This is a genomic window from Streptomyces sp. NPDC002403 (assembly GCF_053593015.1).
This window is the reverse complement of sequence record NZ_JBSFBQ010000010.1, coordinates 1-13,025: the sequence shown is the minus strand read 5'-3', so window position 1 is coordinate 13,025 and position 13,025 is coordinate 1. Positions and strand designations below refer to the sequence as shown.

Annotated in this window: 13 protein-coding genes and 1 pseudogene; 9 read left to right on the top strand and 5 right to left on the bottom strand. The window is 70.3% G+C overall.

All coding sequences use genetic code 11. The annotated features are described in order from the left end of the window. Positions 1 to 63: 63 nt before the first annotated feature. Complete coding sequence (locus ACWCPY_RS14190) at positions 64 to 2,646, bottom strand: bifunctional FO biosynthesis protein CofGH (RefSeq protein ID WP_451264657.1); 2,583 nt, start codon at positions 2,644 to 2,646, stop codon at positions 64 to 66. A gap of 110 nt (positions 2,647 to 2,756) precedes the next feature. Further along, the gene (locus tag ACWCPY_RS14185) at positions 2,757 to 3,089 is read right to left on the bottom strand and encodes a DUF6191 domain-containing protein (RefSeq protein WP_385543721.1); all 333 of its coding nucleotides are present in this window, start codon (positions 3,087 to 3,089) and stop codon (positions 2,757 to 2,759) included. Between the two features lie 113 nt (positions 3,090 to 3,202). Here ACWCPY_RS14185 and ACWCPY_RS14180 point away from each other — a divergent pair, with 113 nt between their 5' ends. The 3 genes from ACWCPY_RS14180 (at position 3,203) to ACWCPY_RS14170 (ending at position 6,468) form a co-directional block, all read left to right on the top strand. After that, positions 3,203 to 3,739, top strand: a complete 537-nt coding sequence (locus tag ACWCPY_RS14180) for a VOC family protein (protein WP_451264655.1) — start codon at positions 3,203 to 3,205, stop codon at positions 3,737 to 3,739. Beyond that, a complete protein-coding gene (locus tag ACWCPY_RS14175; RefSeq protein WP_451264653.1) occupies positions 3,732 to 4,535 on the top strand; it encodes a MerR family transcriptional regulator in 804 nt (267 codons plus the stop codon). Before ACWCPY_RS14180 ends, ACWCPY_RS14175 begins: the two co-directional genes overlap by 8 nt. A 238-nt stretch (positions 4,536 to 4,773) precedes the next feature. Continuing rightward, positions 4,774 to 6,468, top strand: a complete 1,695-nt coding sequence (locus ACWCPY_RS14170; protein ID WP_451264651.1) for a CocE/NonD family hydrolase — start codon at positions 4,774 to 4,776, stop codon at positions 6,466 to 6,468. Positions 6,469 to 6,545: 77 nt separating this feature from the next. Here ACWCPY_RS14170 and aac(6') read toward each other — a convergent pair whose 3' ends face one another. Beyond that, positions 6,546 to 7,019: an aminoglycoside 6'-N-acetyltransferase gene (aac(6'), locus tag ACWCPY_RS14165; protein ID WP_451264932.1), complete on the bottom strand. Its 474-nt coding sequence runs from the start codon at positions 7,017 to 7,019 to the stop codon at positions 6,546 to 6,548. A gap of 439 nt (positions 7,020 to 7,458) precedes the next feature. On the opposite strand from aac(6'), the gene ACWCPY_RS14160 reads away from it, so the two are divergent. Further along, complete coding sequence (locus ACWCPY_RS14160; RefSeq protein WP_451264650.1) at positions 7,459 to 8,049, top strand: TlpA family protein disulfide reductase; 591 nt, start codon at positions 7,459 to 7,461, stop codon at positions 8,047 to 8,049. 44 nt (positions 8,050 to 8,093) lie between these two features. Continuing rightward, positions 8,094 to 8,246, top strand: a pseudogene (locus tag ACWCPY_RS14155) (type II toxin-antitoxin system RelE family toxin); the annotation flags it as partial. Positions 8,247 to 8,272: 26 nt separating this feature from the next. On the opposite strand, the gene ACWCPY_RS14150 reads toward ACWCPY_RS14155, so the two are convergent. After that, positions 8,273 to 8,692, bottom strand: coding sequence for an ATP-binding protein (locus ACWCPY_RS14150; RefSeq protein WP_451264648.1), 420 nt, complete (start codon positions 8,690 to 8,692; stop codon positions 8,273 to 8,275). 134 nt (positions 8,693 to 8,826) lie between these two features. Here ACWCPY_RS14150 and ACWCPY_RS14145 point away from each other — a divergent pair, with 134 nt between their 5' ends. The 4 genes from ACWCPY_RS14145 (at position 8,827) to ACWCPY_RS14130 (ending at position 11,820) form a co-directional block, all read left to right on the top strand. Continuing rightward, on the top strand, positions 8,827 to 9,693 hold the full coding sequence (locus tag ACWCPY_RS14145; protein WP_451264930.1) for a helix-turn-helix domain-containing protein: 867 nt from the start codon (positions 8,827 to 8,829) through the stop codon (positions 9,691 to 9,693). Continuing rightward, positions 9,690 to 9,935: a DUF397 domain-containing protein gene (locus tag ACWCPY_RS14140; RefSeq protein WP_451264646.1), complete on the top strand. Its 246-nt coding sequence runs from the start codon at positions 9,690 to 9,692 to the stop codon at positions 9,933 to 9,935. Before ACWCPY_RS14145 ends, ACWCPY_RS14140 begins: the two co-directional genes overlap by 4 nt. A 335-nt stretch (positions 9,936 to 10,270) precedes the next feature. Then, positions 10,271 to 11,176: a helix-turn-helix domain-containing protein gene (locus tag ACWCPY_RS14135; protein ID WP_451264644.1), complete on the top strand. Its 906-nt coding sequence runs from the start codon at positions 10,271 to 10,273 to the stop codon at positions 11,174 to 11,176. Next, positions 11,173 to 11,820, top strand: coding sequence for an HAD family hydrolase (locus tag ACWCPY_RS14130; RefSeq protein ID WP_451264642.1), 648 nt, complete (start codon positions 11,173 to 11,175; stop codon positions 11,818 to 11,820). Before ACWCPY_RS14135 ends, ACWCPY_RS14130 begins: the two co-directional genes overlap by 4 nt. Positions 11,821 to 11,866: 46 nt before the next feature. On the opposite strand, the gene ACWCPY_RS14125 is transcribed toward ACWCPY_RS14130, so the two are convergent. Further along, positions 11,867 to 12,571 carry a hypothetical protein gene (locus tag ACWCPY_RS14125; protein WP_451264640.1) on the bottom strand — a complete coding sequence of 235 codons (705 nt, stop codon included), beginning with the start codon at positions 12,569 to 12,571 and terminating at the stop codon, positions 11,867 to 11,869. Between the last annotated feature and the right edge of the window lie 454 nt (positions 12,572 to 13,025).

The following is a 13,025-nucleotide window of genomic DNA, read 5'->3' as shown; positions in this document are numbered from 1 at the left end:
GCGGTGCCGCCACGGGGCCCGGACACCTCTCCCGGACCGGACGCCCCCGTCTCCTGAGCCGCCTCAGTCCGGCAGTACGGGAAGCAGCTCCGGAAGGTGCCCGTCGGACGCCTCGGCCGCCGCCACCCGCTCCGCCGGGACCTCCCCGTACAGCGTCGTACGCGGCTTCGCCGGGCGCCCCGCGAGTTCCGCGATGGCCACCAGGTCCCGCACGGAGCGGTACGAGCCGTAGCCGGAGCCGGCCATCCGGGAGATGGTCTCCTCCATCAGCGTGCCGCCCAGGTCGTTGGCGCCCGAGCGCAGCATTTCGGCCGCGCCCTCCGTGCCGAGCTTGACCCAGCTGGTCTGGATGTTGGTGATGTGCGGGTGGAGCAGCAGCCGGGCCATGGCGGTGACGGCCCGGTTGTCGCGGTCGGTCGGGCCGGGGCGGGCGATGCCCGCGAGGTAGACCGGTGCGTTGGTGTGGATGAACGGCAGTGTCACGAACTCCGTGAAGCCGCCGGTCTCCTGCTGGAGCCGGGCCAGGGTCCGCAGGTGGCCGAGCCAGTGGCGCGGCTGGTCGACGTGCCCGTACATCATCGTCGAGGACGAGCGCAGGCCCACCTCGTGGGCGGTCCTGATGACTTCCAGCCAGGTCGCGGTCGGCAGCTTGCCCTTGGTGAGGACCCAGCGGACCTCGTCGTCCAGGATCTCGGCCGCCGTGCCGGGGATCGAGCCGAGCCCGGCCTCCTTGGCGGCGATCAGCCAGTCACGGATGGACATCCCGGTGCGGGTGGCGCCGTTGACGACCTCCATGGGCGAGAAGGCGTGCACATGGATGCCGGGCACGCGCTCGCGCACCGCCCGCGCGATGTCGAAGTACGCGGTGCCGGGCAGGTCCGGGTGGATGCCGCCCTGCATGCACACCTCGACCGCGCCGACGTCCCACGCCTGCGCTGCCCGGTCGGCGACCTGGTCCAGGGAGAGCGTGTACGCGTCGGCGTCGGTGCGCCGCTGGGCGAAGGCGCAGAACCGGCAGCCGGTGTAGCAGACGTTGGTGAAGTTGATGTTCCTGGTGACGATGTACGTGACGTCGTCGCCGACCACGTCGCGGCGCAGGGTGTCCGCGATCCGGCACAGTTCGTCGAGGGCCGGGCCGTCCGCGTGGAGCAGGGCCAGCGCCTGCCCGTCGGTGAGCTTCGTCGGGTCGTCGGCCGCCCGGCTCAGCGCCTCGCGCACATCGGTGTCGATCCGGGACGGCACCATGCCGGGCGCGGCGGCCTCGCGGAGCGCCTCCCAGTCCCCGTACACCTCGTCGAAGTCCTCGCGGCGGTCGCCGGTGCGGCCCTCGGTGTCGATGGTGCGGTGCAGGTCGGTGCGGCCCGAGGCGCCGAACTCCGCGTCGGGTTCCTGCCAGGGCAGCCCGGCCGGGACGGCGTCCTCGCGGGCGAGCCCCGTCTCCGGGTCGGCGAGCGCGCGGACGTGCGGGAGGAGACGGGGGTCGAGCCACGGTTCGCCGCGCTGGATGAACTCCGGGTAGATGGTGAGCCGTTCACGCAGCTCGAACCCCGACTCGGCGGTCCGCGCGGCGAGTTCGTCGATGTGCGGCCAGGGGCGCTCGGGGTTCACATGGTCCGGGGTGAGCGGCGAGACGCCGCCCCAGTCGTCGATCCCGGCGCCGACGATCAGCGCGTACTCGGCGTCGACGAGGTTCGGCGGGGCCTGGATGCGGGCGGACGGGCCGAGGATGTGCCGGGCCACGGCGATGGCGGCGGCCAGCTCCTCCAGCTCGGCGTCCGGCATGCCGCGCATCGCGGTGTCCGGCTTGGCGCGGAAGTTCTGGACGATGACTTCCTGGATGCCGTGGTAGGCGCGGGCGGTCCTGCGCAGCTCGAAGAGGGAGTCCGCGCGTTCCTCGTAGGACTCGCCGATGCCGATCAGGATGCCGGTGGTGAACGGGACGTTGGAGCGCCCCGCGTCCTCCAGCACCCGCAGCCGCACGGCCGGCTCCTTGTCCGGGGACCCGTGGTGCGGGCCGCCGGGCTCGGACCACAGACGGGTCGCCGTCGTCTCCAGCATCATGCCCATGGACGGCGCGACGGGCTTGAGCCGCTGGAGGTCGGTCCAGCTCAGCACGCCCGGGTTGAGGTGCGGGAGCAGCCCGGTCTCTTCGAGCACCCGGATCGCCATGGCGCGTACGTAGGCGAGGGTGTCGTCGTACCCCTCGGCCTCCAGCCACTCCCGCGCCTCGGGCCACCGGTCCTCGGGCCGGTCGCCGAGCGTGAAGAGCGCTTCCTTGCACCCCATGGCCGCGCCCTCGCGGGCGATGTCCAGCACCTCGTCGGGCGAGAGGAACATCCCGTGCCCCGCGCGCCGCAGCTTGCCGGGCACGGTGACGAAGGTGCAGTAGTGGCACTTGTCGCGGCAGAGCCGGGTCAGCGGGATGAAGACCTTGCGGGAGTACGTGATCACACCCGGCCGCCCCGCGGCATCGAGACCGGCGTCACGCACCCGGGCGGCCGAGGCGGCGAGGTCGGTCAGGTCCTCCCCCCGCGCCTGGAGCAGAACGGCGGCCTCGGCCACATCGAGAGCGACACCGTCACGGGCCCGCTTGAGGGCACGCCGCATGGAATTGGTCGTCGGACGTCCGCGCTGAGGATCGGTCATGAACCCGAGCATACGAGCGGGGCCCGCGCCCCGGACCAGGGCATCTGACGCTGGGCCCGGGCAGCTCCGGCGAACCGGCCGAGCCGTGCGCCTGCCGGGGGCGAGCTGCGTCAGGCCGCCGGGCCCCCGGGCCGGATCACGGCCGTGCCTGCGTCCAGATCAACGCCCATGCGCGGCGGTGCCCCGTCCAGCGTGTCGTCCTTGAGGACCTGCTCCTCCACCCGGTGTTCGATCTGCACACGCTTGGCCGAGTTCAGGAACGCGTGCAGTTCGTCGGCGACCGAGGCCCCGACGCCGAGCCCCTCGCGCGGAGTGCGGCCGGCCAGGACGCGGCCCAGCCAGGCGGGGTGGCCCGTGCGGATCACCGCATAGCGGGCCGACGCCAGCAGGAACGGCACCATCACCAGCACGGCCATGATCAGCAGGCTCGACAGCATCAGCATGCATACCCAACGCCCCTGGGGAGTCGGAGAGTTCCTCTGCTCCGCCCCGTCCGCGCGGGCACTTCGGACTTCGGCTTGACCCTCACGTTGCGTGAGGCCGGAGGGTGGCGTGCATGAGCGACCACTTCAACGCGTTCGAGATGAGTCCCGTGCCCACCCCCGGCCCGGATGCGGTTCCGCCGGAGCTGTTCCGTGGCATCTATGGAATGCCCGCTTTCGCGACGATCCCCACGACCGATCTGGCGGCGTCGGTGGACTTCTGGATTCGAGGGCTCGGGTTCTTCGAGCTGTTCGGCATCCCCGGCACGCTCGTGCATCTGCGCCGGTGGGCGTTCCAGGACGTGCTCCTTCTCCAGGCGGCGAGCGTTCCGGAGCAGGCACCGGCGATGAGCCTCAGCTTCTCGTGCGTGCTCAGCCAGGTCGACTCCCTCGCGGAGGCCTGTCGTGCGCTGCGCCCGGGCTCGGTCGACGGTCCACGGGACACTCCCTGGAACACCCGCGACGTGGAGGTGGTCACCCCCGAGAACGCACGGATCGTTCTCACCGCGGCGAAGCCGTTCGATCCGGCCGGTCAGGAGGCACGGAACCTTGAGGCCATCGGGATCACCCCGCCCGACACCGGTCGCGGCGACAATCAGGAGCATGCCTGATTCCACTGACGCCGACGGCCTGCCGGTCGGTCAGGTCTCGGCGCGCCTGGGCGTGACGGTCCGCGCGCTGCACCACTGGGACGAGATCGGTCTCGCGCGACCGTCGCTGCGCACGGCTGCCGGATACCGGCTCTACACCGCCGGCGACCTGGAACGCCTGCACCGCATCGTCGTCTACCGCGAGATCGGTCTCGGCCTGGACAGGATTCGGGCCGTCCTGGACGACTCGACCGCGGACGTACCCGGTGCGCTGCGCGCGCAGCGCGCCCAGGTCGCGGAACGGATCGACCGCCTCCAGCAGCTCGGCGCCGGACTGGACCGGATGATCGACGCCCACGAGCGCGGCCTGCTGCTGACCGCGGAGCAGCAGGCCGCGATCTTCGGCCCCCAGTGGGACCCGGAAGGGCCCGCCCGAGCCCGTCGGCGCTGGGGGGACACGACGCAATGGCGGCAGTACGCCGAGCGCTCCGCCTCTCGTGGCCCGGAGGAATGGCAGGCCATCGCCGACGCCGTCGCCGCCCTCGACCGCGCCCTCGGCGATGCGATGGACGCCGGCGTCACCCCCGGCAGCCCGGAGGCGAATCGGCTCGTCGAGCGGCACCGCGAAGTCTTCGCCTCGTACTTTCCCCTCACCAGGCAGATGCAGGTCTGCCTCGGCCGCATGTACGAGGCCGATCCGGCGTTCGCCGCCCACTACGACGGCATCCGCGCCGGCCTTGCCACGTGGTTCCGCCGAGCCGTCGACGCCGAAGCGCGCGCCCACGGCATCGACCCCGACACCGCGACCTGGGAGTAGAGCGCGGACCGGAAGCGTCGGTCGACGGGCTCGCGTGCGGGAGGCTCCCGGCCGGTGTCTTCGGCTGTGCCCGGCTGTTCTCGGTCAAGCTCCGGCCTGTTGCCTGCCTGGAGGTTTGGGCGGCGCCGTCCACCCGTACGAGTGGACGATGCGAAACGTTTCCCCGGGGTGATCCCGGCGGGGTGAGCATGTGTCCGACTCTTCGTCATCACCTCTGCCACGGAAGGCGGGCACAGTCGTGTCGTTCGACAGCACCCAGGGAAACCCGTTCGAGATCAGCGCCGACGATCTCGCCAGGCTTGAGGCGATCCGCGAGGGGATGCTTGACCCGTCGCCGCGCCGGATCGGCCGCCTGGACCAGTGGGGCCTGGCCGACACGTACGAGACGTACGCGGAGGTCTCCCGGTACACGGAGCTCTCGATCGCCATGGCGGACGGGACGATGCTCGACGCGTCGCTGAGCGTCCCGCGCGATCTCGCACCCGGGCAGACCTGCCCCGCGGTCGTCCTGCCCGCCCCGCTGATCAACATCGGGCACCGGGCGTACCTCGGCATGTTCCCGCGCTGGGCCCTGGGCGGATACGTCGTGCTGGCCTACAGCCAGCGCGGCCTGGCCAAGTCCACGGGCGAGATCCACGTCGCCGGACCGCAGGACGTCGCCGACGCCACCGCGATCACCGACGCACTGGTCCAGATCGACGGTGTCGACCCGGGCCGGATCGGCTTCTTCGGCTCCTCCTACGGCGCCGGGACGAGCCTGCTGGCCGCCGCGAACGACCAGCGGGTCAAGGCCGTGGCCGGTACCAGCGCCTGGGGAGACCTCTTCGCCTCGCTGTACGAGAACGGCACCCGGCACCTGGCGGCCTTCGAGGCGCTCGTGAAGCTGTTCGACGAGGACCGGTGCTCGGAGGAGTTCCGCGGCATCATCCAGAAGATCCGCAGCAACACCATCGACGACGAGGTCCGGGAGTTCGCCCGGGTCCGCTCGCCCAAGCACTGCCTGAACGCGTACAACGACGCCAACACGCCGATCCTGCTGACCACCGCCTGGCACGAGACGATCTTCTCGGTGCCCGCCGTCGTGGACCTCTTCACCGACCTGACGGGGCCCAAGTCGCTCCTCGTCCAGGTCGGCGACCACGGCAACGGCGAACTCTCCGGCCTGGCCGGCCTGTTCTCCAAGCCCACCGAGATGGCCTACCGGTGGATGGACCACCACCTCGGTGGCAGCGCCGGCGACGGACGCGAGCCGCGGTTCGGCATTCGCTCGGAGTACATGCACAACCTCCTGTCCGACCTCCACCACGACGACTGGGAGAGCTACGCCCTGCCCCGGAAGCGGTTCCACCTCGCGGACGCCGCCGCCGGTGCGTCCGACGGGCAGATGTCCGAAGGCGACCCGCAGCCGGGCTGGACCCGTTCCGTGAAGGCCACCGGCCAGGGCACCGAGGCCGTCGTCGCCCCGAAGCTGGTCCAGACCGGCCTGGCCGAACGCATGGGCCTGCCGCACGTCTACAGGACGGCAGAGATCGACCGGGGCCTCGCCGCGATCTGGACCACCGCGCCGATGGTGCAGGCCATGCGTGTCCAGGGCGACCTGGAGCTGCGGGTGACCGTGAAGCCGCAGCAGGCGGACGCCACGATCGTGGCCTACCTGATGGACTGCGACCCGGCGACCGGCAAGGCCGCCATCATCACCCACGCCCCCTACACGTTCACCGACGAGCAGGCCGGCCGGGCCACCACGGTGGCCTTCCCCCTCCAGCCCGCCCACTACGTCCTGGCCAGGGGGCACCAGCTCCAGCTCGTCATCGACACCCACGACCCGTTCTTCGCCTACGCCAACACCACCACACCGGTGTTCACCGTCGAACTCACCTCTCCCCAGGGTGCCGAGTCCTACATCGACATCCCCCTCGACACCGTGGACTGACCCCCACGCCCGGCATGTCGGTGCGGCCGGCCCGATCACGAACGGGCCGGCCGCACAGGCACCGCCGGTCGGCCGCGTCAGACCAGTTCGTCCGCGAGCAGATCCATCAGCAGACCGTCCCGCCAGGCGCCTGTCCGGTGGTCGCGCCAGTACGCCCGCATGATTCCCACGGGCTTGAACCCGACCTTGCCGTAGCAGCGGATCGCCGCGGAGTTGGCCGCGGCGGGATCGATGGTCAGCCGGTGATGGCCGCGCTCCCGCACCAGCCACCGGGCCAGCGTGCGCACCGTGTCGGTACCGAGGCCCTTCCCGTGGTGCCTCGCCGTCAGGAAGATGTCGATGCCCGCGCGACGGAACTCGGGATCGGTCTCCTCGTCGAACTGGACGGCGCCGATGACCTCACCCTCGAAGACGACGGCCAGCATGCCCTCGTAGCCGTCCGGGGGCGACCACCACGCCGCGACTTCCGGTTCCCTCACGACCCCTTCGAGAATCTCGGCATCTCCATCGGCCACCGGCCGCAGCACGATCTTGTCCCCACGCAGCTCCATGCCCTCATTCTCCCCGAGGGGTACGGAGAACACCGGGGCGTTGCTGTCCCGCTCCCGCGGCGCGCCGCCCTGTTCGCGTCGCGGGAAATGGAGGGGGTGGGGGACGGTGGCGGTGTACTTGCCAGAGCAGTTGGAGTTGGTGTCCTTCACCACGCAGACCCACATGGTGTACTTGTTCCCCTCGGGCAGATCGCCAGTTGCCCAGTCCGTGTACAGGACGCTTCTCCCCCGAGTCGTGGCCACACGACCGCTGCTGAGGTGTGCTTCGGTCCGGTAGCCGTCGGTTGCGGTGTCGGTGGCTGCGAGCGCGTCACCGGGCTGGCTGCTTTTTAGAATTCAGCGACCTACGTCACTACATTAATCGGCACAGGAGCGCCTCCGCGTGGGCATGCCGGGGATGGCGCCCGGCCCCCCGAAGTGGGTATGTCAAACTCGGTAGATGAGCGTCTCCAGCCGCAGCCGATCCCTTCTGTTCGCCGCAGGAACCCCAGTCGCAGCGATTGCCCTGGCCGCGTGTGGTGCGGGTGAGACTTCGAGTTCGAGTGGTACCGATCTCGCCAATGCTGGCGCCGGCGCCAGCATTGAGAAGGAGGGCGACCGACTCGTGGCCCCGAGACTTACCGGCGAGACCATCGATGGCAAGAAACTGGATACTGCCGACTATCAGGGAAAGGTCATAGTCCTCAATGTTTGGGGTTCTTGGTGCGGTCCGTGCCGCGCTGAGGCTGATCACCTCGCCAGGGTTTCCAATGATCTGGCCGATGACGGTGTGCAGTTCATCGGCATCAACACGCGCGACGCACGGACAGGCCCGGCTCTGGCTTTCGAGAAGAACTACAAAATCCCGTACCCGAGCCTGCACGATCCTGCAGGCAAGCTCCTTCTGAGGTTCCCCAAGGGAACGTTGAACGCACAAACCATTCCAACCACCCTCTTCGTCGACAGGAAAGGGAAGATTGCCGGGCGGATCATCGGAGGAGCCAGCGAAGAACGCTTGAGGGAGATGCTCAAGCCGATTCTCGCTGAGTGACCTGCCTGCCCGTATGGGATGCAGCGCCAGTCGACCAGTCCGGGATGCTCTTCTGTTTACCGGCCGTCGACCTGCTCGCCGACGAGCCCCTGCCCCAAGGGCCGGCGCCGTATGGTTCTCCCACCCTGCGGCTCGTGCACGTGGGCCGCTATCGCGTGCTGTACGAGATCAAAGAAGACCAGGCCACCGTCATCGTGATCCACGTCAGCCGCCCCGGCCGACTTCACCGGGCCGTGGCCAGTTCCGCCCAGACCGTCTTGCCGACGTCCCGGTCCTTCACGCCCCACGACATCGCCAGCGCCCCGACCAGGTGCAGGCCGAAACCCGATTCCGCGCCGGGGCGGGAGGGCCTCACCTCCGGCTCGCGTTCCCCTCTCGCGTCCGACACCTCGATACGGAGCGTGTCCGCGAGAACGACGAGCCTCAGCTCGAAGTCCCGCCCCGGTACCAGCCCGTGCAGCACCGCGTTGGCCGCCAGCTCCGACACGATCACGGCGGCGTCCCCGGACAGCTCGCTCCCGTACGGCACGCCCCATGCTTCGAGCTGGTGGAGAGCGAGCCTGCGGGCGAGCCGGGCGCCCCGACGGGTGGCGCTGAAGCGTTGGACGAACTCGGCGCCCACAAGGGTGATTTCGGCGTTCATGTGACTCAGCGTGTCCGGTTGCTCGTACGCTGACCAGGAGTGACACCTCGACGCCGAGCAGCTGTACGGGCACGTCCTGTCGGCCGTACGGGGCGTCGGCCGTGACCGGGCGAACAGAGAGCGGTGCGGGGCGGATGGCGAACGCGGAACGCGAGGAAAGGCCGGAGCGGCCGGCCGAATCGGATGGAACGGCGCACCTTTTCAAAGCGCTGGGCAAACAGATCAAGGTGCTGCGTGAACGCGCGGGCATGAGCCAGAAGGACCTGGGCCTCGCCGCGCACTGCGGGGAGGACCTGATCTCGGCGATGGAGCGGGGGGTGCGTACGCCGCAGCCGGAGTTCCTGATCCGCGTGGACCCGCTCCTCGGCGGGTGCGGGGTGCTGTGTGCCGCCGTCGACGAGGTACGGGAGGCGCTGGCGCGGGCGCGGACCCGTCATCCGGACTGGTTCCGGAACTACGCGCGGGTGGAGGCGGATGCGGCCGCGTTGCATGAGTACAGCGCCCAGGTCGTACCCGGCCTGCTGCAGACGGAGGCGTACGCGCGGGCCGTCTTCACGCAGCGCCGCCCGTTGCTGGACGAGGCAACCATCGAGAAACGGGTCGCAGACCGACTGGCTCGACAACTGATCTTCGAGCGCTGGCCTGCGCCGACCTTCAGTTATGTACTGGAGGAGGCCATGTTGCGGCGCCCGATCGGAGGCGGAGCCGTCCAAGCAGATCAGTTGCAACGGCTCATGCACATCGGAAGGCTGCGGACGGTGGAGATCCAGGTCATGCCGACGCATCGCGAGGAACACGCCGCGATTGGCGGCACGTTCACCCTGATCACCCCCAAGGGGCGACAGCAAGCGGTCTACACGGAGCTCTACGGGCATCCGCGGCTGATCACAGACTCCGAGGAGGTCCGGGTCTTCAGCGAACGCTATGGGATCATCCGAGCGCAGGCTCTCACCCCGAGGGAGTCCCTGATGCTGATCGAGAAGATGCTGGGAGAGCTATGAACACCGAGCAACTGCACTGGTTCAAGAGCAGCCACAGCGACGGCGAGGGCGGCAACTGCATCGAGGTCGCCTACGACTGGCGCAAGTCGAGCTACAGCAGCGGCGAGGGTGGCGAGTGCGTCGAGGTAGCAGCCTGCCCCACCACCATCCACATCCGCGACTCCAAGAACGCCCAGGGCCCCCACCTCGACGTCGCCCCCGGCGCCTGGTCCGCGTTCGTCACGTACGCGCGTCAGGGCTGATCGCACCAGGTCAGCCCGCGTTCGCCCGGTCCCGCACCGGATCGCGACAGCCGCGACCCGGTGCGCCGCGACCCGGGGGACCGCGACGCGGCGGGCCCCGACGTAAAGAAGCTTTTAAAGGCTTTGGGAAGAAGGAACTTCCCCAACCCAACCCCTCCCCCAGCCACGCACAGGGGCCCGTCACTCACACGGGTGAGGTTCGCCAACTGAGCTGGATTTCGCAGGGGTTCGCTGGCATATGCTCGCCGCGACAACCCCCAGACATGCGTCGGCCCCCGGCCGGGAGTCACGATCCCGAACGAGGGCCTGACCACCGAGGAAGTAAAGGCTTCCCGATGGATACACAGCAGGTTAGCGCGCCCATGCGCGCCCCGTCTCCCGTTCGCGGAGGCGCCACGCCGACATCCGGTGTCAGGCACATCAACACCCGCCACACCAGCCGCTTCACCGTCATCGGCAACCACCTAGCCCAGCACCGCCAGCTCTCCCTGCTCGCGATCGGGCTCTCGACGTACATCCAGTCACTTCCCGCCGGGGCGCGGATCGGCATCAAGACGCTCGCCGAACGCTTCCCGGACAGCGAGGCCCGTATCGCCGCCGCGTTACGCGAACTTGAGGCCCACGGCTACCTGAGCCGTACCCGCGAGCGGCTGCCCAACGGCCGTGTCGTCACGCGCACTTGCTCCTACAACCAGCCGACCGGCACCGCGCAACGCCACTCCACTCCGCCCCCGGCACCCAAGCCACGCCGCCAGGCACCCGCACCCGTGGCCGTGGCCGGGGCCGCAACACCCCCGCCGACGCCTCCACCCGCTCCCACGCCTCCGCCCCCGCCGCTCCCCCAACCCCGCAACCCGCTCCCCCAGTACCTCCGCGCCGCCACCGCGCTGCTCACCGATCTGCACCGGCACGCGGCCGAGATCACCCTCACCGAGAAGGATGTCGTCCTGCTCGCCCCCGCCGCCGCCACCTGGTTCGAGCGCGGTGCCACGGCCGCCGTCCTCCGCAAGGCCCTCACCGACGACCTTCCCCGGCCCCTCAAGCGCCCCGCGAAGCTCCTCCGGTACCGCCTCACCGCTCTCCTCCCGCCCCCGCCGACCCCGGAGCACCCCACCGTCCTGCTCCAGAACTGCGACCGCTGCGACCGGGCCTTCCGCTCCCCCACCCCGGGCAACTGCGGCGACTGCCGGGAAGAAGCGGCCGACGATCCGCACGCCCCGTTCCCTATCCTGAGCGGATGATCACTGCTCCTGAACTCGTCATATTCGACTGTGACGGCGTACTCGTCGACAGCGAGCGCATCGCCGTACGCATCCAGGTCCAGGTGGGCGCCGAGCTGGGGTGGCCGCTGACGGCGGAGGAGGTCGTCGAGCAGTTCGTGGGGCGGTCGAACAAGTCCATCGGCGAGCTGGTCGATGCCCGGCTGCCCGGCGCGTCCGCCGCTTGGCAGCAGCGCTTCGAGGACCTCCACCGCGACGCGGTCGGGACCGAACTCGTCGCGGTGGAGGGCATCCACGAAGCGCTGGCCGCCCTCGCGCTCCCCACCTGCGTGGCATCCAGCGGCAGCCACGACAAGATGCGTCACACCCTGGGCCACACCGGGCTCTACGCGCACTTCGAGGGACGCATCTTCAGCGCCACCGAGGTCGCACACGGAAAGCCCGCCCCCGATCTCTTTCTTCACGCGGCCCGGCGGATGGGGGTCGACCCCGCCGCCTGTGTCGTCGTCGAGGACAGCAAGTACGGGGTGCAGGCGGCCCGTTCGGCCGGGATGCGGGCCTTCGGCTTCGCGGGCGGGCTGACCCCGGCGCACTGGCTGGAAGGCCCGGACACCGTGGTCTTCGACGACATGCGCAAGCTGCCGACACTGCTGTCCGGGAGCTGAGAGTTCCCGGACAGCCGCTTCCCGTGTCCCGCGGCGCTCCGGCCCGTCACCACTCCTCGTAGCGTCCGATCACCCGGAAGCTGCCCACGACGCCGTTGTCGATGAACCCGCCGCCCCGGACGTTGGGGGTCACGACACCGTAGGTGCTGCCGTAGGGGCCGACCGTGGCGACCGGAGAACCGCCGTCACAGGCGAATCCCCGGAAGACCTCGACCGCATGGCGGCTGTCGTTGTAGATGCTGAAGCTGCTCGATCCCAGCCCGCTGGCCGCGGGGACGCAGCCCCCCGGATAGGCGCCGTACTCCCGCTCGTTGAAGTAGATCCGCTCCTCCCTCTTCCGGTCGTGGCCGCGCCCGCCCCGGCCGCCGCCCTCGTCACCGCGGTCGCCCCGGCCGCCGCCCTCGTCGCCGCGATCACCGCGGCCGCCGCCCTCGTCTCCGCCGTCGCCCCGGCCACCGCCCTCGTCGTCGCCGCCGCCCCGACCACCACCCTCGTCGCCGCGCCCGCCGCGGTCGGAGCCCTCGTTGTCGCCCTTGTTCCCCTTGTCCCCCTTGGCCCCCGTTCCGCTCTCGCTGCCGACGGGGGCCGGTGCGGGAGCGGCCTGCCTGGCGGGCGGGGCGGCCCGGTGGACGGGCTGCTCGGCGGCCGGTTCGGCCTGGGTGGATCTGTCGGTCGAGGCATAGGTGATGCCGGTGGCAAGGACCGCTGTGCTGGCTACGGCGGCGGCCACCGTGAAGGTACGCGAGGGCATGGCACTTCTCTCCGTCTCAGAGACGCCGGCCGGACGGCCGACCTGCGGCGAACGTACCGATGTGCCACATACCTGTCATTTCGGGCAAGTCCAGGGCGTGACGCCACAGGACCGGTCGGGTACAAAGAAGCCATTCCACGCATATCCACACGGCTGCCGATGCCGCTACCGATGCCGCTGCCGCTGTCCGGGGGGGGCGAGCGTTCCGGCTCCTGGCCGGGCATCAGCAGTTGCAGGCCGACCGGACGGGGCTCCGCGAGACCGGCGCCCGCTCGCGGGCCGCGCTCGGTGGACGGGGTGAGGGAGCCCGGGAAGTGGCCGGCACGACCGGCCGCAGCGCAGCCCGGGAGATTCCTTCCGCCCTGCAATTCGCGCGGTGGGACCCGGTCGGCCGGGTCCCGGCGGACGTAGACCCCGTCCGGACCGAAAGTGCCGTACACCGCGCGGAATCCGC

Excerpts from the sequence above, each read along its gene's own strand:
- ACWCPY_RS14150 (WP_451264648.1), bottom strand. The coding sequence starts at position 8,692 with ATGAACGCCGAAATCACCCTTGTGGGCGCCGAGTTCGTCCAACGCTTC.
- ACWCPY_RS14190 (WP_451264657.1), bottom strand. The coding sequence starts at position 2,646 with ATGACCGATCCTCAGCGCGGACGTCCGACGACCAATTCCATGCGGCGT.
- ACWCPY_RS14180 (WP_451264655.1), top strand. The coding sequence starts at position 3,203 with ATGAGCGACCACTTCAACGCGTTCGAGATGAGTCCCGTGCCCACCCCC.
- ACWCPY_RS14130 (WP_451264642.1), top strand. The coding sequence starts at position 11,173 with ATGATCACTGCTCCTGAACTCGTCATATTCGACTGTGACGGCGTACTC.
- ACWCPY_RS14140 (WP_451264646.1), top strand. The coding sequence starts at position 9,690 with ATGAACACCGAGCAACTGCACTGGTTCAAGAGCAGCCACAGCGACGGC.
- ACWCPY_RS14175 (WP_451264653.1), top strand. The coding sequence starts at position 3,732 with ATGCCTGATTCCACTGACGCCGACGGCCTGCCGGTCGGTCAGGTCTCG.
- ACWCPY_RS14185 (WP_385543721.1), bottom strand. The coding sequence starts at position 3,089 with ATGCTGATGCTGTCGAGCCTGCTGATCATGGCCGTGCTGGTGATGGTG.
- ACWCPY_RS14135 (WP_451264644.1), top strand. The coding sequence starts at position 10,271 with ATGGATACACAGCAGGTTAGCGCGCCCATGCGCGCCCCGTCTCCCGTT.
- ACWCPY_RS14125 (WP_451264640.1), bottom strand. The coding sequence starts at position 12,571 with ATGCCCTCGCGTACCTTCACGGTGGCCGCCGCCGTAGCCAGCACAGCG.
- ACWCPY_RS14160 (WP_451264650.1), top strand. The coding sequence starts at position 7,459 with ATGAGCGTCTCCAGCCGCAGCCGATCCCTTCTGTTCGCCGCAGGAACC.
- ACWCPY_RS14145 (WP_451264930.1), top strand. The coding sequence starts at position 8,827 with ATGGCGAACGCGGAACGCGAGGAAAGGCCGGAGCGGCCGGCCGAATCG.